The 17,060-nt window shown below is 67.0% G+C and carries 17 protein-coding genes and 1 pseudogene; 8 read left to right on the forward strand and 10 right to left on the reverse strand.

Translation table 11 applies throughout. The features are described from left to right. From ACOJTD_RS11730 to map, 3 genes and pseudogenes are all read left to right on the forward strand, one after another. A pseudogene (locus ACOJTD_RS11730) lies at positions 1-245 on the forward strand (hypothetical protein); the annotation flags it as partial. Positions 246-357: 112 nt separating this feature from the next. Then, complete coding sequence (locus tag ACOJTD_RS11735; protein ID WP_420133089.1) at positions 358-1,671, forward strand: mechanosensitive ion channel family protein; 1,314 nt, start codon at positions 358-360, stop codon at positions 1,669-1,671. Positions 1,672-1,769: 98 nt separating this feature from the next. After that, entirely contained in the window at positions 1,770-2,594 is an 825-nt protein-coding gene (map, locus tag ACOJTD_RS11740) for a type I methionyl aminopeptidase (protein ID WP_420133090.1), read from the forward strand. Between the two features lie 257 nt (positions 2,595-2,851). Here the strand turns inward: map and ACOJTD_RS11745 are convergent, their stop codons facing one another. Continuing rightward, on the reverse strand, positions 2,852-3,850 hold the full coding sequence (locus ACOJTD_RS11745) for a Ku protein (protein ID WP_420133091.1): 999 nt from the start codon (positions 3,848-3,850) through the stop codon (positions 2,852-2,854). A gap of 142 nt (positions 3,851-3,992) precedes the next feature. On the opposite strand from ACOJTD_RS11745, the gene ACOJTD_RS11750 reads away from it, so the two are divergent. Together ACOJTD_RS11750 and radC are read left to right on the forward strand one after the other, a co-directional pair. After that, positions 3,993-4,244 (forward strand): hypothetical protein, encoded by a 252-nt coding sequence (locus ACOJTD_RS11750; RefSeq protein ID WP_420133092.1) that lies wholly within the window; start codon positions 3,993-3,995, stop codon positions 4,242-4,244. A gap of 109 nt (positions 4,245-4,353) precedes the next feature. After that, positions 4,354-5,073: a RadC family protein gene (gene radC / locus ACOJTD_RS11755; RefSeq protein WP_420133093.1), complete on the forward strand. Its 720-nt coding sequence runs from the start codon at positions 4,354-4,356 to the stop codon at positions 5,071-5,073. Between the two features lie 170 nt (positions 5,074-5,243). Here the strand turns inward: radC and ACOJTD_RS11760 are convergent, their stop codons facing one another. The 6 genes from ACOJTD_RS11760 to ACOJTD_RS11785 all read right to left on the reverse strand — a co-directional run bounded on the left by ACOJTD_RS11760 (position 5,244) and on the right by ACOJTD_RS11785 (position 11,938). After that, positions 5,244-6,026: a crotonase/enoyl-CoA hydratase family protein gene (locus ACOJTD_RS11760; protein ID WP_420133094.1), complete on the reverse strand. Its 783-nt coding sequence runs from the start codon at positions 6,024-6,026 to the stop codon at positions 5,244-5,246. 240 nt (positions 6,027-6,266) lie between these two features. After that, positions 6,267-7,184 (reverse strand): phosphoribosylaminoimidazolesuccinocarboxamide synthase, encoded by a 918-nt coding sequence (locus tag ACOJTD_RS11765; RefSeq protein WP_420133095.1) that lies wholly within the window; start codon positions 7,182-7,184, stop codon positions 6,267-6,269. Positions 7,185-7,254: 70 nt separating this feature from the next. Further along, positions 7,255-8,172 carry a pirin family protein gene (locus tag ACOJTD_RS11770; protein WP_420133096.1) on the reverse strand — a complete coding sequence of 306 codons (918 nt, stop codon included), beginning with the start codon at positions 8,170-8,172 and terminating at the stop codon, positions 7,255-7,257. Positions 8,173-8,314: 142 nt separating this feature from the next. Beyond that, a complete protein-coding gene (locus ACOJTD_RS11775; protein ID WP_420133097.1) occupies positions 8,315-9,733 on the reverse strand; it encodes a malonyl-CoA decarboxylase in 1,419 nt (472 codons plus the stop codon). A gap of 146 nt (positions 9,734-9,879) precedes the next feature. After that, entirely contained in the window at positions 9,880-10,485 is a 606-nt protein-coding gene (locus ACOJTD_RS11780) for a PAS domain-containing protein (protein ID WP_420133098.1), read from the reverse strand. An 88-nt stretch (positions 10,486-10,573) separates the two neighbouring features. Further along, positions 10,574-11,938 carry an MmgE/PrpD family protein gene (locus ACOJTD_RS11785; protein WP_420133099.1) on the reverse strand — a complete coding sequence of 455 codons (1,365 nt, stop codon included), beginning with the start codon at positions 11,936-11,938 and terminating at the stop codon, positions 10,574-10,576. A gap of 165 nt (positions 11,939-12,103) precedes the next feature. Between ACOJTD_RS11785 and ACOJTD_RS11790 the strand changes: the two genes are divergently transcribed. Then, positions 12,104-13,222, forward strand: coding sequence for an FUSC family protein (locus ACOJTD_RS11790; protein WP_420133100.1), 1,119 nt, complete (start codon positions 12,104-12,106; stop codon positions 13,220-13,222). 3 nt (positions 13,223-13,225) lie between these two features. On the opposite strand, the gene ACOJTD_RS11795 is transcribed toward ACOJTD_RS11790, so the two are convergent. From ACOJTD_RS11795 to ACOJTD_RS11805, 3 genes are read right to left on the reverse strand one after another with little or no spacing between them, the layout of a single operon-like run. Continuing rightward, positions 13,226-13,723, reverse strand: a complete 498-nt coding sequence (locus ACOJTD_RS11795) for a hypothetical protein (protein WP_420133101.1) — start codon at positions 13,721-13,723, stop codon at positions 13,226-13,228. A gap of 54 nt (positions 13,724-13,777) precedes the next feature. Next, positions 13,778-14,251, reverse strand: coding sequence for a DUF2867 domain-containing protein (locus tag ACOJTD_RS11800; protein WP_420133102.1), 474 nt, complete (start codon positions 14,249-14,251; stop codon positions 13,778-13,780). A gap of 44 nt (positions 14,252-14,295) precedes the next feature. After that, positions 14,296-14,757, reverse strand: a complete 462-nt coding sequence (locus ACOJTD_RS11805; RefSeq protein WP_420133139.1) for a DUF2269 family protein — start codon at positions 14,755-14,757, stop codon at positions 14,296-14,298. A 283-nt stretch (positions 14,758-15,040) separates the two neighbouring features. Here ACOJTD_RS11805 and ACOJTD_RS11810 point away from each other — a divergent pair, with 283 nt between their 5' ends. Both ACOJTD_RS11810 and chrA read left to right on the forward strand, forming a co-directional pair. Continuing rightward, positions 15,041-15,658, forward strand: coding sequence for a hypothetical protein (locus ACOJTD_RS11810; RefSeq protein WP_420133103.1), 618 nt, complete (start codon positions 15,041-15,043; stop codon positions 15,656-15,658). Then, positions 15,655-17,007 (forward strand): chromate efflux transporter, encoded by a 1,353-nt coding sequence (chrA, locus tag ACOJTD_RS11815; RefSeq protein WP_420133104.1) that lies wholly within the window; start codon positions 15,655-15,657, stop codon positions 17,005-17,007. The genes ACOJTD_RS11810 and chrA overlap by 4 nt, the downstream gene beginning before the upstream one ends. Positions 17,008-17,060 lie beyond the last annotated feature (53 nt).

Consider the following 17,060-nt stretch of genomic DNA (forward strand, 5'->3'; position numbering starts at 1 on the left):
GGGTGCGCGGCTCCGGCGAGATCATGTGGCACGGCGAACGCATCTTCGTCAGCGAGGCGCTGGTCGGCGAAGTGATCGGCATCGCCGAACTGGAGACCGGCGACCAGATCGTGCGGTTCTGCCACTACGACATCGGCCTGATTGATCGCCACCGCGTGTTCCGGCGCTTCGCTCCGCCCCGAGAGGGGCTGCGCTACGCGCCGCAACACGCGGACCCAGACCTGTCGACAATCATCCCGGTCTAAAGTGTCGGGAATCATGCCGGTTGAACAGGGCAGTGAGTCAGCTCCCCATCTGGCCCAAATCACAGCCGCCCGCTAAGACAAGGCCGCCAACAGCGGGAGCGCGGCACCGGCGATGATCGATCTCACACAGGCTTACGAGGCGCTACTGGCGGCGGCGAGTTCGGTCGGCGCGGAAATTACCTCGCCCTGGTTCTACACTCAGCTCGGCATGATCATCGTGGCGCTCGGCATCGGGCTCGGCGGCGGCGCGCTGATCAAGGCGCGGGTCGATATGACCAAGCTGACCATGGGCTGGCCGGCGCCGCTGCGGATGTTCCTGCGGGTGGTGGTGGACAGCGCCTGGACGGCGATCTTCGCGCTGGTGGTGATCGCGATCCGGCTGGTGATGCTGCATGCGACCTGGCCGAGCCGCAGCTATCTGATCGGCATCTCGGCCAAGCTGGCGCTGGCCTGGCTGGTGATCCGGCTGGTCACCAGCATCCTGCGCAACGCCTTCCTGATCCGCGTGGTGTCGGTGTCGGCCTGGTGCGTCGCGGCGCTCAGCATCATCGGCCAGTTGTTTCCGGTGCTCGACGCGCTGGATTCGGTCTCGATCGAGATCGGCGGCCTGCGGCTGTCGCCGCTGCTCGTGCTGAAGCTGGTCGTACTGCTCGCGGTGGCACTGTGGCTGGCCAATATCGGCAGCAACTTCTTCGAAGGCCGCATCAAGCAGACCGGCGACCTGACGCCGTCGATTCAGGTGCTGCTGATCAAGCTGACGCGGATCGGCCTGATGGTGGCGGCGATCGCGATGGTGATGAGCGCGGTCGGCATCAACCTGCAGGCGCTGGCGGTGTTCTCGGGCGCGGTGGGCGTCGGCATCGGCTTCGGCCTGCAGAAGATCTTCGGCAATTTCATCTCCGGCGTGATCCTGCTGGCCGACAAGTCGGTGAAGCCCGGCGACCTCGTCACCATCGGCGAGAACTCCGGCAAGATCAGCGCGATGAACACCCGCTACATCTCGGTCGCGGCCGGCGACGGCCGCGAGTTCCTCATTCCCAACGAGGACCTGATCACCCAGAAGGTCGTCAACTGGACCTACACCGACAAGAACACGCTGGTGAAAGTCGCCTTCGCGACCAATTACGACGCCGATCCGCGGGTCGTCTGCAAGCTGGCGGTCGAGGTCGCAGCCGGGGTGCCGCGCGCCTCGAAGACCAAGCCGCCGGGCTGCATCCTGACCGAATTCACCGACACCGGGATGAAGTTCGCGCTGACGTTCTGGATCGCCGAGCCGGACGGCATGGACGGCGTCAAGAGCGAGGCGATGCTCGGGCTGTGGGACGCGTTCAAGCGCGAGGGCATCCGCGTTCCCTATCCGGTGCGCGAATTGCGGGTGCGCGGCGGCGCGCTGCCGGTCGAAACCATCGTCGAAATGCCGCAATAAGCGGCTCCGGTCTCGTCCGGAGCGGCTTCGGCTTGCGTGCGGCGCGCCGATGACTAGATTGCCATGAATCCTTCGTTTTCCCGAACCAGACCGGCCCAATGAGCTACGTGGACGCCTCCGACGCCGCCCTGCGCAAGACAGGGCAGATCAAACTGCATGGACCGGCCGGTTTCGCCGGCATGCGCAAGGCCGGGCAGGTCGTGGCGCAGTGCCTCGACGAGCTGGTCGACATCGTCAAGCCGGGCGTGCCGACGTCGCGGATCGACGATTTCGTGCGCGACTTCGCCTTCAGCCACGACGCCTTCCCGGCGACGCTGATGTATCGCGGCTACCGCTATTCGACCTGCACCTCGGTCAATCACGTGGTCTGCCACGGCATGCCGGGCGACCGGCCGCTGAAGGAAGGCGATATCGTCAATATCGACGTCACCATGATCGTCGACGGATGGTACGGCGATTCCAGCCGGATGTATCCGGTCGGCCCGATCGCCCGCAAGGCCGAGCGGTTGATCGACGTCACCTACGAGTCGCTGCTGCGCGGCATCGCCGCAGTGAAGCCCGGCGCCACCACCGGCGACATCGGCCACGCGATCCAGAGCTTCGTCGAGCCGCAGCAGATGACGGTGGTGCGCGACTTCTGCGGCCACGGCCTCGGCCGTCTGTTCCACGACGAGCCGAACATCATCCACGTCGGCAGCCCCGGCCAGGGCGCGGTGCTGAAGCCCGGCATGTTCTTCACCATCGAGCCGATGATCAATCTCGGCAAACCCTATGTGAAGATCCTGTCCGACGGCTGGACCGCTGTGACCCGCGACCGCTCGCTGTCGGCGCAGTTCGAACACTCGATCGGCGTGACGGAAACCGGCTGCGAGATTTTTACGGCGTCGCCGAAGGGCCTGGACAAGCCGCCGTTCGTGAGCTGACGGGCGCTGAGATAGCAAGCTCACTGCCTGGGGCGCCCTCACCCCAACCCTCTCCCGCAAGCGGGAGAGGGAGCCCGCTGCCTGTGCGTAGAGGCTGTGCGGTCTCCTCGAAACGAAATGATCAGCTCTGAGACGAAACTATCAGTTCTGAGCCCGAGGTCATCAGTACCCCCTCTCCCCGCGCACGGCGCGCCCCCTCTCCCGCTTGCGGGAGAGGGTTGGGGTGAGGGTGACGCGAGCACTGAAGCTGCCGTGAACTAACCGGCCTTCCGCGCTTTGCTGCCAGCGACACTCCGCGCGAGCTTCTTTCCCTTCGCCGGTTCTTCCTTCGCCTTGCCGGCGCCGCTGCCTGAGATCGGCAGCAGCATTTCCTTTTGCCCCGGCGCGGACTTGCGCTTCTTGGGGCGGGCGGGTTTTGCGGCTGGCGCCTTGTCGGACTGCTCGGACGCGGCTGACTTTTTCGCGGCAGGCGCCGCCTTCTCGCTTTGCCCGAGGCTCTTGCGCAGCGCTTCCATCAGGTCGACGACATTGTCGCCCCGCGGCCGCGCCTTGGCGGCGATCGGCTGGCCGGCGACCTTCTTGTTGATCAGTTCGGTCAGCGCGGTCTCGTAGTGATCTTCGAATGTGTCCGGCTCGAAATGGCCGGACTTCTGCTCGACGATGTGCTTGGCCAGGTCGAGCATATCCTTGGTGATCTTCACGTCCTGGATGTCGTCGAAGTAATCGGCGGCGTCGCGGACTTCGTAGGGATAGCGCAGCAGCATGCCCATCAGGCCGTTGTCACGCGCTTCCAGCGCGATGACGTGCTCGCGGTTGGTCAGCACCACGCGGGCCAGCGCGACGCGATCCATCGACCGGATGGTCTCGCGGATCACCGCATAGGCGTCGTGGCCGACCTTGCCGTCGGGCACGATGTAGTACGGCCGCACCAGATACAAATCGTCTATCTCGGATTTAGGCACGAACTGATCGATCTCGATGGTGCGGGTCGATTCCAGTGCGATCGCATCGAGTTCGTCGCGGGTGATCTCGATATAGGTATCGGAATCGACCTTGTAGCCCTTCATGATGTCGTCGGCCGATACCTCCTCGCCGGTTTCGGCGTCGACCTTGAGGTATTTGATGCGGTGGCCGGTGGAGCGGTTGATCTGGTTGAAGCTGATCTTCTCGGAGTCCGACGTCGCCGGAAACAGCGCCACCGGACAGGTCACGAGCGACAGCCGCAAAAAGCCTTTCCAATTGGCGCGAGGGGCCATTGACGCAAACTCCACAGACGCAACACACTGAGCCGGGTCGGCCCTTGGAACCGGGACTCAAGTGCAGGGCCTCGGATTCGTTCCCGGCACGCCTATATTACCGTTTATCTGGATTACCATTCGTTTGGTTCGGAGTATCAGGATGGTCGATCGCAGCCGGAAGATCCCGAAGGATCAGCCGCGCGACCTTGCAGAACGCATGGCGCGGCGCAGCAAGGCCGACGGCTTTGTCCGGCAGACCTTCGTGCTGCCGCGGCTCGACGCGCGGGCGAAAGCGCGGGCATTTCTGGAGGCCTGGCCGAAGGCCGCCTACATGTCGGGCGTGGAAAGCTGGCGTGAGCTGCCGGACGATACGATCGAATTTACCATGCGGCGATTGCCGACAGCGGATTGAGCGCGCGACCGTCGTCTGGGGCAAACGATCACTTGCCGGTTGCAAAAGCAGCGGCGCGCGGCATGGTGAGACGGGTGAGGATACGCGCCGGCCATGCTTTCGGACCGTCATGCCAGCAAATCGCGGTGAGCCAGTTCAGCAGCCCGGCTTCGCCGAGGCGCCGCATTACCACGGCCATCGCGAACGGCTGCGCGAACGCTTTCGCGAGGCCGGCGCCGACGCGCTGTCGGACTACGAACTGCTCGAGATGGTGCTGTTCCGCGCGCTGCCGCGCCGCGACGTCAAGCCGCTCGCCAAGGCGCTGATCGCACGGTTCGGCTCGTTCGCCGAAGCGATCCACGCGCCGGAGACGCGGCTGCGCGAAGTCGGCGGGCTCGGCGAGGCGGCGATCACCGAGATCAAGCTGATTGCAGCGGCGGCGGCGCGGGTCACCAAGGGACAGGTCAAACAGCGCACCGTGCTGTCGTCGTGGTCGGTGGTGATCGATTACTGCCGCACCACGATGGCGTTCGCCGACAAGGAGCAATTCCGCATCCTGTTTCTCGACAAGCGTAATCAGCTGATCGCCGACGAGCTGCAGCAGGTCGGTACCGTGGATCACACACCGGTGTATCCGCGGGAGGTCGTCAAGCGCGCGCTGGAGCTCTCCGCGACCGCGGTGATCCTGGTGCACAACCATCCCTCGGGCGATCCGACGCCGTCACAGGCCGACATCCAGATGACCAAGCAGATCGCCGCCATCGCCGACCCGCTCGGCGTCGCCGTGCATGACCACATCATCGTCGGCAAGAACGGGCATGCGAGTCTAAAGGGGATGAAGTTGTTTTAAGCTAACTACATGCGATGAGTTGTCATCCTGAGGTGCTCGCCCACAGGGCGAGCCTCGAAGGATGCGGCGACGGGTGCGTGCGGCCCATCCTTCGAGGCCGCCGCTGGGCGGCGGCGCCTCAGGATGACGTTGTGCATTAGGACGGCAGCTGGGCGGCTACTCGTCCGCGCTTAGAACGCCCCGTGCCGGCCTTCGCCCGCGCTGAACCGCTCGGCGCCCTGGAGGGTTTCGCCGCTGTCGATCACCTGCAGCCCGCCGCGCATCTCGTTCATGATGGCGTCGTCTTCCGGCATGTCCCATTGCTGCAGCGCCGACAGCCGGTCGGCGCGCAGACAGGTCTGCGGGAACGCGGCGATCTCCTTGGCGAGCGTGATGGCCTGAAATGCCGCTTCGCCGCGGTGGACCAGGCGGTTGGCGAGGCCGATGCGATGCGCCTCGATGCCCGAGACGGCGCGGCCGGTCAGAATGAGGTCCATCGCGTGCGAATGGCCGATCAGGCGCGGCAGCCGGATGGTGCCGAGGTCGATCAGCGGCACGCCGAAGCGGCGGCAGAACACCCCGAAGGTGGCGTCGTCGGCGGCGACCCGCATGTCGGCCCACAGCGCCAGTTCGAGCCCGCCGGCGACCGCATAGCCTTCGACCGCGGCGATGACGGGTTTGCTCAGCCGCAGCCGGCTCGGGCCCATCGGGGCGATGCTGCCATGACCGGCGATGTCGCGACGCCGCTCGGCGTCGCCCGATGCGACCGCCTTGAGGTCGGCGCCGGCGCAGAACGTGCCGCCGGTGCCGGTCAGCACCGCAACGGAGGACGTCTCGTCGGCGTCGAACGCCAGGAAAGCGTCGTACAGCTTCTTCGCGGTGGCGCCGTCGACCGCGTTGCGGCGCTCTGGCCGGTTGATCGACAAGATCGTCACCGGTCCGTCGCGATTGATCAGCACCGTATCCTTGGGCATGCGGAAACTCCGTCGTCGTGCGAGGTCAGAGGCGGGGATTGTGAGAGCGGATATCAGCTGCGGCTGGGGCGTCAGCCTTGATTATTATCAAAGGCCGTCCCCGCGGTCGTCATTCCGGGGCGCGCGAAGCGCGAACCCGGAATCCCGAAGCGTCCTGCGACTCCGACGTTTCCACACCTGCGGGATTCCGGGTTCGTGCGCGTTCCGCGCACGCCCCGGAATGACGGGGGCGGGGCGGAGTTACTTCACCACCAGGTCAGTTCCCGTCAGCCTGCGATAGGCTTCGAGGTAGCGCTGCGAGGTGGCGGTGACGACGTCGTCCGGCAGCTTCGGCGGCGGGGCTTCGCCGTTCCAGCGGCCGGCGCGGCGTTCGGCGTCGAGGTGATCGCGCAACGGCTGCTTGTCGAAGGAGGGCTGAGGGCGGCCCGGCTCGTATGCGTCGGCGGCCCAGAACCGCGACGAATCCGGCGTCATCACCTCGTCGATCAAAATGATCCGCCCGTCCTTGTCGCGGCCGAACTCGAACTTGGTATCGGCGATGATGATGCCGCGCTCGCGGGCGATCTGTTCGCCGAGCGTGTAGATCGCGCGGGTCATGTGCTCGAGCGTATAGGCATCCTCCTCGCCGACGATCTCGCGCATCCGGGCGATGGTGATGTTCTCGTCGTGGCCGGTCTCCGCCTTGGTGGCGGGCGAGAAAATCGGCGGCGTCAGCTGGCCGCTTTCCAAAAGGCCCTCGGGCAGCTTCTCGCCGGCCAGCGTGCCGGAGGCGGCGTATTCCTTCCAGGCCGAGCCAGTGATGTAGCCGCGGATGACGCACTCGATCGGAAACACCGTGGTGCGGCGGCACAGCATGGCGCGGCCGGCGATTTCGGCGCGATGCGGTGCCAGTACCGGCACGGCGTCGACGATCTCGTCGGTCTCGGCGCTAATCATGTGGTGCGGCACCACGCCGCCGAGCTGGCTGAACCAGAACGCGCTGACCTGGGTGAGCACCGCGCCCTTGCTCGGGATGGTCTCGCCCATCACCACGTCGAACGCGCTGATCCGGTCGGTGGTGACGAGCAGCAGGCGCTCGTCGTCGACGGCGTAGATGTCGCGCACCTTGCCGCGGCCGATCTTGGTCAGCGGCAGGTCGCTCGAAAGCATCGTGGTCATGGCCGGGTCTTTCACGCAGCAAGCGACCGCCGGCGGCCGGCGGTGCGCAACAATCGGGAACGCCAGTTTATCATTCCGGCAGCGGAATGAACTCGCTCTCGTTCGGAACGGCGGCAAAACGGCCGGTTTTCCAGTCCTGTTTGGCCTGTTCGATGCGCTCCTTGCTGGAGGAGACGAAATTCCACCAGATGTGGCGTGGCCCTTCGAGCGCGTCGCCGCCGAGAAACATCATGCGGGTGTCGGTCTGGACCCGGACGGTGATGCGGTCGCCAGGACGGAAGATCAGCAACTGCGGCCCGACATGGCGGTCGCCGGCGATCTCGATCTCGCCGTCGACCAGATAGATCGCGCGCTCCTCGTGGTCGGGGTCGAGCGGCACCGATGTGCCGGCGCGGGCGTTGACCTCGGCATAGAACCACGGCGACACCATCGTCACCGGCGACGACTTGCCGAATGCCGAGCCGGCGATCACCCGGGCGGTAAAGCCGGTGGTCTCGATGGTCGGCAGCGTCGCGGCGGCGAAATGCTGGAACGACGGCGCGATTTCCTCGCTGCCTTTCGGCAGCGCGATCCAGCTCTGCAGGCCGAGCATCGCCTGGCCGTCGCGACGCTCCACGTCGGGCGTGCGCTCGGAATGCGCGATGCCGCGGCCGGCGGTCATCAGGTTCATGGCGCCGGGCGCGATCTCCTGGATGTTGCCCTCGCTGTCGCGGTGCATGATCTTGCCGTCGAACAGATAGGTGACGGTGGCGAGCCCGATATGCGGATGCGGCCGCACGTCCATGCCCTTGCCGGCGAGAAACTGCATCGGGCCGAAATGATCGAAGAAGATGAACGGCCCGACCATCTGCCGCTTGCCGTGCGGCAGCGCCCGGCGCACCGCGAAGCCGTCGCCGAGATCCCGCGTGCGCGGCACGATGACCAGATCGAGCGCGTCGCAGCTCTGCGGATCGCCGAGCTCGGGATCGATCGATGGCATCCAGCTCATGGTGGTCTCCTCAAAATTTTCGATCCGTCATTGCGAGGAGCGAAGCGACGAAGCAATCCAGCTCAGTGCACGGCGTCTGGATTGCTTCGCTGCGCTCGCAATGACGGGGGTAGGTCATTGCCTGTAGCATCCGGCCGCGATGTTACGCTGGCGGTGCGATGGCCAGCGTTGCGGTCTTGCCGTTCGTCTTGCGCGGCTCGCTGGTCAGCGGCTTTGACGGCAGCTGCTTGCGGACCGCGGAGGCGGCGGCGATCTGGCCGCGTTCGGCGAAGGCTTCGTGGTTGGCCTCGATCTCGCCGAGCGCATACAGGTAGTTCACCATCAGGCCGTGCGACTGGCGCATGCCGTTGGGCGAGCGGTCGCCGAGGAAGTTGAGCGCTTCGAGCCGCGCGCCATTGCCGAGATGGAAACGCGCCACCGGATCGAGCGGCAGGCCGCGCGGGTTCTTGGCCTGCAGGAAGTATGCGGCCGCGAGCGCCAGCAGCAGCGGCTTGATGTGATCCGCGATCTCCTGATCCTCGAACCAGGTCGGCGTATCGAGCACCTCGAGCGCGGAGCGCGCGGAAGCGTCGAGCAGCACCGAGTCTGCATTGGCGCGCTCGCGCGCCAGCCATTTGGCGAAGCCCGGCACCGGCGACAGCGTGACGAAGCTCTGCACGTTGGGCAGCTCGCGCTTGATCTCTTCAACGACCTGCTTGATCAGAAAGTTGCCGAACGAGATGCCGGCGAGGCCCTTCTGGGTATTCGAGATCGAGTAGAACACCGCCGTCGTCGCATCTTTCGGCGAGATCGGCTCGCGGTCGAGGTCGAGCAGCGGCGCGATCGCGTTCGGCCGATCCAGCGTCAGCGCGACTTCGACGAAGATTAGCGGCTCGTCGACCAGCTGCGGATGGAAGAAGCCGTAGCAACGCCGGTCCGCCGGCGCGAGCCGCGCGCGCAGATCGTCCCAGTTGTGAATGGCGTGGACCTGCTCGTAGCGGATGATCTTTTCGAGAATGTTCGCCGGCGTATTCCAGTCGATCCGTTGCAGCACCAGGAAGCCCCGATTGAACCACGAGGTGAACAGATGCACGAAGTCGTCGTCGACATGCTTGAGTTGCGGATGATCACCGAGATGCCGCAGCACGCCTTCGCGCATCCGCACCAGCGAGGCGGTGCCGCCGGGCGCGAGGTTGAGGCGGCGGATCAGTTCCTGCCGCCGCGGCTCGGCGGCCTCGAGCAGGCGACCGGCTGCGTCCGGTGACGCACCGCTGACGTGAAAGGCTTCGACCGCCGCGGTGAGCTCGGCGAGGTCCGGGCCGAACTGTTCGGCCAGCGCATCGAGAAAGCCGATCTGGTCCTGCTCGTCGGCGTCGTCGTAGCCGGACAGCGGCGTGCGCGCCAGCACCACACCGGTCGCTTCGCCGCGGCGGGACAGCAGCGTTTCGCCGAGCGCGATCAGCTCCTCTTTGGTCTTGGGCTGATTGTTGTTCGACTTGAACAGGCTGCGGCCGCGCTCGGTGAGGCTGGTGAACAGCCCGCCGAGGAATTCCGACGCGCGATCGACGGTCGCTTGCGGCATTCAATTCTCCTCATGACTTCGGACGGAACGGCGTCGCGCAACAGGCGCGGTACGACGAAAGCATAAAGGCGCCGCGCGACCTGTTCCAGACGCGCGACGCCGCAGATGGTTGCGCCACGGCATCGTGATCGCCGCGGCCGCGACAATCAGCTCGCCAGCACCTCGGCCGTCACGTCCTCGACATGATGCAGCAGGCAGATCAGGCGGCCGTCGGCGTCGTGGATCGGCGTGTTGATCGGCTGCCAGTAGCGCTCGATGAAGACCCCCGACGCATCGCGAATGTCGTAGCGCTGCACGCTCATCGCGTGCGGCTGGCCCGTCTCGACCACGGAGCTCAGCGACTCGTAGAGATTGCTGACGCCGTCGGCGGTGTCGATTGCCGGATTGTCCGGGAAGACATCGAACAGCGGCTTGCCGGCGACGTCGCGGCGGTTGGTCAAAGTGGCGCGCGCATAGGCATCGTTGATGTCGATGATCTTCAGCCCCGGGCCGGGATCGAGCAGCATGTAGGCATGCTCGGAGGTCTCGAAGCTGGGACGTAGCTGATTGATCACCGACTCCAGATCGCCGCTCGGCCGTTTCGGCGGCACCGGCGACAGATTGGCGCCGGAGAGCTGGGAATTGAGCAAAGCGAGTTCGCGCCGCGCAGAGGACAGCAGCGTCAGCAGCGTGCGTCGCAGGGTCGGGTCGGTGGCCTCGCCGAGCAGCCGGGCGAAATGCGCGATGTTCTGTTCGCAAACGAACCGCTGCATAGCCAGCTCCGTCGCGCAGGTGTGCCGGCGGAAATAGCTACTCAGGATTGAAAGTAAGTCAATACCTCGGGCCGGGTGGGCCGGCGCGTCAGCGCGCCAGGCCCGTCACCTCGGACACCTTGCCGAACCGCTCCAGCGACAGGATCGCGTCGGCGAAGGTCTGCGCGCCGCCGTTCAGCACCGGGCGGGCGAGCTGCAGGAATTTCTGCGCCATCGCCTGGTCGGTCGGGAAGGAATTCGGCTCCCCCGACGGATCGGCGTAGATCCGTTCGTGCACGCCGTCCTCCGTGGTGATCGAAACCCGGGCGCCGAACGGATGGGTCTTTCCTTCCAGCCGGGAGTCCTGGACGACATCGAAGCGGTCGGCCAGCGCGTCGATCGCCGGATCGCCGAGCCGGGCGTAGTCGTCCCAGCCGAAGCTGCCCTGCTCGAGCGCCAGCGCGCCGGTGAAGAACATCGAGAACTGGCCGCCAACGATCGATGACGGATGCCGCTTGGTCGAGGCGTCGCCGGTCAGCGTGATGCCGTTGCGGTGCAGGCCGACCTCGACCTTCTTGACCTGATCGGGCGTCAGATTGTGCTCGCGGCGCATCGCGATCAGCGCGTCGATCGCCGCATGGGTGTAGCGGCAGCTCGGATACGGCTTCACGCCGATCTTCATCGTCTCGTAGACTTTGCCGAGATCGGCCACCGCCTTGTCGTGATGCGGCGTGTCGGTGTAGCCGACCAGCAGACCGTGAATGCCTTCGACGGATTCGCTGGAGCCGAGGAAGTCGTTCTTGGCCAGCGTGGCGGCGATCACGCCGTTCATCGCGGCGGCGCCGACCTGATAGCGCTTGTTCCAGGCGCCGTTGACCAGAAATTGCAGCGAGCCAGCGGCCTGGCTGCCGGAGACGCCGAACGCCGAGACGATCTGCTCGGCGCTGAGGCCGTAAAGCTTGGCGGCTGCCGCAGCGGCCCCGTAGGTGCCGGCGGTGGCGGTCGGGTGGAAGCCGCGGGCGTAATGCGAGGTCGGGTCGAGCGCGTTGCCGAGCCGGCAGCAGACTTCATAGCCGGCAACGATCGCGGTCAGCACGTCGCGGCCCGAGGCGCCGACCAATTCGCCGACCGCGAAGGCAGCCGGCACCACCGGCGCCGACGGATGCAGCGAGGAGTCGGCGTGGGTGTCGTCGAAGTCCAACGAATGGCCGAACGCGCCATTGAGCAGCGCCGCTACCGCCGGGGTGCGACGCTTGGCGTCGCCGAACACGGTCGCTTCGCCGTCGGCGTCGAGCGACAGCGCCTGCAAGGTCGCCAGCAAAGAGGGGGTCGATTCGGCGTCGCGGCGGGCGCGGATCGCGCTGCCGAGGAAATCGAGCGTGAGCACCTTGGCCCGGGCCAGCACGTCCTGCGGAATGTCGTCGAAGCGCAGTGCGGCGACGTAGGCGGCAAGCGTGGCGGTTTCGTTGGCCATGGGGGAGCTCCCTTGTTGTTTTGCGCGGCACGTTAGGCGGGGAGTCGGCACGGTTCAAGCCGCGCCGTCGCACAACGGGGCTGCGCGCCGGCCGCGCCGGCGATTGCGCCGCGGCAGCCGCTATGCTCTGTCAGCCGTCACCGTCAAGGCTGCGATTCCACCTGTATGAAGCCGTTCTGGTCCCGATATCCCGCACAGTGGCGTCCGCGCCGGCCGCAATGGGGGCTGGCGCTGCGCGTCACGCTCGCGTCGCTGCTGGCGCTGGCGATCGCGCAGGCGCTGCATCTGCATTTGCCGCTCTGGGCGGTGCTGACTGCCATCATCGTCACCCAGCTCAGCGTCGGCCGCTCGGTTCAGATCGCGTTCGACTATCTGGTCGGCACCGTCGGCGGCGCGATCTATGGCGGCGCCATCACCATCCTGCTGCCGCACCACAACGAGCTGGAGCTGCTCGGCGTGCTGGCGCTGGTGGTGGCGCCCTTGGCGCTGCTTTCGGCCGTCAAGCCGAACCTCAACGTCGCCACCGTGACGGCGATCATCGTGCTGCTGGTGCCGACCATGACCAAGGTGGCGCCGCTGGATTCGGCGATCGACCGGGTGCTGGAAGTTGCGGTCGGCGCGTTGACCGGGCTGCTGGTGTCGTTCCTGGTGCTGCCCTCGCGGGCGCAGGCATTGGCGCTCGGCTCGGCCGCGCGGGCGCTCGATCTGATGGCGGTGGCGCTCGGCGAACTGCTCAACGGCCTGACCAAGGGCCTCGACACCGACGCGCTGCACCGGCTGCAGGACGGCATCGGCGAATCGCTGGTGAAGCTGAACCAGATCGGCGGCGAGGCCGAGCACGAGCGCGCCACCGGCCTGTCGGCCGGGCCGGATCTCGCGCCGCTCAATCGGACGCTGCTCCGGCTGCGGCACGATCTGGTGATGGTCGGCCGCGCCGTGACGGCGCCGCTGCCGGAGCCATTGAAGGACCGTCTCGGCCCGTCGCTGGAATCGTTTCGCGCGGCGGCGACCCTGCACCTCGCTGCCAGCGCGGCGGCGCTGCGTGACCGCGCGCCGCCGCCGCCGCTGCGCGCCGTGACGGCAGCGCTCGACGCCTATGCGGCCGAAGTTCAGGCGGTTAGGCAGGACGGGCTGACGCGCGGCCTGTCGGGCGAGCAGATGGAGCGCTTCTTCGCGCTCGGCTTCGCGATGGAGCAGCTGCGTCAGAACTTCGTCGATCTGGAAATGCGCGTCGCCGAATGGGTCAAGGCGAGTGCCGCCGGCAAGGCGTCGTCGGCAGGCTGAGCTTTATCGCGTACGGAGCGCTTCCAGCGCCAGCTCGCTGAGCCGCTGCGGATCGTGCTCGCCGCGCGAGGCGTCTTCGAGAATGCGGTCGGACAGAAACTGCAGCACGCTCGACGGCGTCTGCAGCGGCAGCGTCTCGACGCAGCGCTCCAGCGCCTCCGACATCGCCGCGACGACGGGCGGCGCGAAGGCGTGGGGCGCCGGTTGCGAGTCGCTCGGGGGCGGCACGGGGGCGACCGCCGGGGCTTTGAGCTTGCTGCCGAGCCGCGCCGCTTCTTCCAGCACGCACAAATGGATCAGCGCGGATTGGGCCAGCGTGTCCTCGTCGGTCTCGCCGGCCCGCGCCAGCGCGACGATCCGGGCCGCCAGCCGCTTGCGGTTGTCGTCGGTGTCGGCGCGCGAACCCTCGATCTCGATGAAGCGCTCCCATGCGCTGTCGAACGCGCGCGCCAACGCGGCGGTGCGCTCGTCGGGGGCCGACAGGCCGGCAGTCTCGGTCATTTCGCCATCCACGCTGCGCCAACCGCTGCGGTCCGCTGAAGTTCCGGCCGCGCGTCAATCCGCGAGCTGGCTCAGCATTCCACGCACCACCAGCCGGTGAAACGGCATGATGGTCGCCAGATAGATCCGGCCGAGCCGGTTGTTGGTCCGCACCAGCGTCGAGGCGACGACCCGCCGGGTATGTGCCTGGCCTTCGACATCGATCACGACGCGGAAGTCGAGATGGCTGTCGTCGAAGCCGGCGACGATCCGTTCCGGCGTTTCGCTGCGGACCGGGAAGATGCCAATGCTGTCGCCGCGATCGGGCCGGTTCGCCGCCGGCGTCTTGAGGCCGAACGGCGCCACGACGAGGTTGCGCAGCCGCATCAGCATGCCGATCCAGGCCGGGCCGTGTTCGATCATCCGGATCGCCGCGCTGCGGGCGTCGAGCGTCCGGCTGCCGATTCCGACGGCGTAGGCGTCGACGAAGTTCGCGCCGGGCAGCAGCGCGCCGGGATCGACGGTCGGCCGGATTTCCTGGACCTGCATCGCAAGCTCCTCGGTTTGCTCGCGTCGCGATGGCGCGCGGCCGCTCAGATCTTGACCACCATAAAGAAGATCGCCGCGACCAGCGGCACGGTGGCGACGATGCCCCAAACCAGCCAGCGCCGCGCGTCGCGCCAGTAACTTTCGGGAATCGGGCTGCCGTCGGCGAAGCCGCGCGCCGCCTTCGCCTGGCGGATCTGCAGCGGAATCAGGACGCCGAGCCACATCAGGCCGGACACCGCGAACAGGATCTGGCCGATCACCAGCCAGAACGAGGAGAACAGCGGGAGGCCCTTGTGGATCGCGGCGCCGTAGCCGCCGACCATCACCAGCACGATGCCGATCACCGTGAAGATGAAATCCGACACGGTGACGCCGCGCTGGGCATGGGCGACGATCTTCGGATCGCGCGTCATGTCCGAGAATGCCTTCCAGAACGCCGTGATGGTGACGTTGCCGACCAGCACGACCACGCCGACGACGTGGAGAAACTTGAGGACGTCGTAGATTTGGTCCGACAACATGCACTCCGGTCCGGGCCTGCCGGTCAGCGCCGCGCAACCGGGACGCGAGCGCGACGGACATGATCTGCTCGGGGTTTTCCGGGCGCTTGTCAAATCGACCTTCGTTGCGCGGCAGGATGGCGCGCAGCCGCCATCGCGTCTCGCTCGGCGCGCGGTGAAACCTTCGCGTCGGGAACAGTTGAGACGGCCGGGCAGAGTTGTTAGCGTGACTAAGCGCCTGAGTCGCGACGCCCACCGCGTTTCCTTTCCGCTCTATCCGGCGAGCTGCATGAGCAGACCTCAGCTTTTGCCCGAGTCTCCCAGCGAGCTGGAGATTGCCAGATTTCTGCGCCGATTTTCCGAGCTGATCGCCACCGGCCAGAGCGCCGGCTATCTACGCGAGGCGGCCGGGCTGATCGAACAGCAGGCCGATCGCATTCGCCAGACCGAAGATCAGCTTCAGCAACAGACGCGCGAAGCGGAGCAGAGCCGCGCGGCGACGCGTGAGGCCGAGGCGCAGGCACAGAGCCTGCGCGACGACGCTGCCCCGCAGCAGCGGGCGGTTGCGGCGCTGCAGGACAGGCTGGCGGCGGCCGAAACCGAATTCGCCGCCCATCGCGCACGCCTGCTGGAGCGGATCGTCCGGGCCGAGGGCCGTGTCGCCGAGGCCGATCGCGAACTCCGCCGGCTGCGCGGCCAACTTGCGCCGCTCGGCCGGAGCCATGCGGTGGTCGCGGTCGAGACGCTGCGGCTGCTGCGCGGGCAGTTCGATGCGCTGGCGCAGGACCTTCAGCGCGGCGGCGATCTGGTGTCCGGCGCGATGTGCCAGGTCGGCATCTGCGCGATCGACCAGACGCTGGCGGCGAGATCCACGCCACGCCCCGCTGCTGTCCGGGAGAGTGCTTGAGCACTGCCGTGCCGCAGCCGGGCCGGGCGGACGCGCGCGGCCACGGCGTTTCGCTGGCAGAGGCGACATCGACGTGGCTGCGGATCGCGCTGCTGTCGTGCGGCGGTCCGGCCGGCCAGATCGCCGTGATGCACCGCATCGTTGTCGACGAGAAGCGCTGGGTTTCGGAGCAGCGGTTTCTGCACGCGCTGAACTATTGCATGCTGCTGCCGGGCCCGGAAGCGCAGCAGCTCGCCACTTATCTCGGCTGGCTGATGCATGGCACCCGCGGCGGGCTGATTGCCGGCGGGTTGTTCATTCTGCCGGGCGTGATCGCCATCATGGCGCTCAGCGTCGTCTACATGTCGTTCGGCCAGCTCGGCATCGTCGCGGCGCTGTTCTTCGGCCTCAAGGCGGCGGTGCTGGCGATCGTGCTACAGGCGGTGGCCCGCGTCGGCGGCCGCGCGCTGAAGACCCACAGCATGCGGGCACTCGCTTTGCTGGCGCTGCTCGCCATCACGATCTTCGACGTGCCGTTTCCTCTGATCGTGCTAGGCGCGGGACTAATCGGCTGGCTCGGCCATCGCGGCGGCTGGCTGCCGGCGCAGGTCGCTGCGGCAGCCGAGGATGAGCTCGGCGCAACCGGCAGTTCGTCCGCGCAGGCGCTCCGCGTCGCGGCGGTGTGCCTGGTGCTGTGGCTGACGCCGGTGGCCGTGCTGCTGATCGCGCTCGGACCCGAGAACGTGTTCAGCCAGCTCGCGGTGTTCTTCTCCAAGATGGCGCTGGTGACGTTCGGCGGCGCCTATGCGGTGCTGGCCTATGTGGCGCAGCTCGCCGTCGATCACTACGGCTGGCTGCGGCCCGGCGAAATGCTCGATGGCCTCGGCATGGCGGAGACGACGCCGGGGCCGCTGATCATGGTGCTGCAATTCGTCGGCTATGTCGCGGCGTATCGGGCGCCTGGGATATTGCCGCCAATTGCGGCGGGCGTGCTCGGCGGGCTGCTCACCACCTGGGTCACCTTCGCGCCGTGCTTCCTCTGGATTTTCCTGGGCGCGCCCTACATCGAACGGCTGCGCGGCAACGCGGCGCTGACGGCGGCGCTTGCGGCCATCACCGCCGCGGTGGTCGGAGTGATGCTCAACCTGGCGCTGTGGTTCGCGCTGCACACCATCTTTCGCGAGGTGCGCAAGCTTCCGGTCGGCGCGCTGTCGCTGGATGTGCCGGTGCTTTCGAGCTTCAATCCGTGGGCTGCGCTGCTGGCCGCCGCCGCGATGGTGGCGGTGTTTCGCTTCAAGGCCGGCACCGCCGCGGTGCTGCTGCTGTGCGCGGCCATGGGTCTCGCGCTGCACCTTGCGGGGCTGGTCTGAGCTGCGCGTAAGGCCGGAACTTTCCGGCGGCCCCGGCTCTTGGATTTGCCTTT

Source organism: Rhodopseudomonas sp. (genome assembly GCF_048594845.1).
Classification (GTDB): Bacteria; Pseudomonadota; Alphaproteobacteria; order Rhizobiales; family Xanthobacteraceae; genus Rhodopseudomonas.

Coding starts and splice junctions, on each gene's coding strand:
- ACOJTD_RS11735 (WP_420133089.1), top strand. CDS start 358: ATGATCGATCTCACACAGGCTTACGAGGCGCTACTGGCGGCGGCGAGT.
- map (WP_420133090.1), top strand. CDS start 1,770: ATGAGCTACGTGGACGCCTCCGACGCCGCCCTGCGCAAGACAGGGCAG.
- ACOJTD_RS11745 (WP_420133091.1), bottom strand. CDS start 3,850: ATGGCCCCTCGCGCCAATTGGAAAGGCTTTTTGCGGCTGTCGCTCGTG.
- ACOJTD_RS11750 (WP_420133092.1), top strand. CDS start 3,993: ATGGTCGATCGCAGCCGGAAGATCCCGAAGGATCAGCCGCGCGACCTT.
- radC (WP_420133093.1), top strand. CDS start 4,354: ATGCCAGCAAATCGCGGTGAGCCAGTTCAGCAGCCCGGCTTCGCCGAG.
- ACOJTD_RS11760 (WP_420133094.1), bottom strand. CDS start 6,026: ATGCCCAAGGATACGGTGCTGATCAATCGCGACGGACCGGTGACGATC.
- ACOJTD_RS11765 (WP_420133095.1), bottom strand. CDS start 7,184: ATGACCACGATGCTTTCGAGCGACCTGCCGCTGACCAAGATCGGCCGC.
- ACOJTD_RS11770 (WP_420133096.1), bottom strand. CDS start 8,172: ATGAGCTGGATGCCATCGATCGATCCCGAGCTCGGCGATCCGCAGAGC.
- ACOJTD_RS11775 (WP_420133097.1), bottom strand. CDS start 9,733: ATGCCGCAAGCGACCGTCGATCGCGCGTCGGAATTCCTCGGCGGGCTG.
- ACOJTD_RS11780 (WP_420133098.1), bottom strand. CDS start 10,485: ATGCAGCGGTTCGTTTGCGAACAGAACATCGCGCATTTCGCCCGGCTG.
- ACOJTD_RS11785 (WP_420133099.1), bottom strand. CDS start 11,938: ATGGCCAACGAAACCGCCACGCTTGCCGCCTACGTCGCCGCACTGCGC.
- ACOJTD_RS11790 (WP_420133100.1), top strand. CDS start 12,104: ATGAAGCCGTTCTGGTCCCGATATCCCGCACAGTGGCGTCCGCGCCGG.
- ACOJTD_RS11795 (WP_420133101.1), bottom strand. CDS start 13,723: ATGACCGAGACTGCCGGCCTGTCGGCCCCCGACGAGCGCACCGCCGCG.
- ACOJTD_RS11800 (WP_420133102.1), bottom strand. CDS start 14,251: ATGCAGGTCCAGGAAATCCGGCCGACCGTCGATCCCGGCGCGCTGCTG.
- ACOJTD_RS11810 (WP_420133103.1), top strand. CDS start 15,041: ATGAGCAGACCTCAGCTTTTGCCCGAGTCTCCCAGCGAGCTGGAGATT.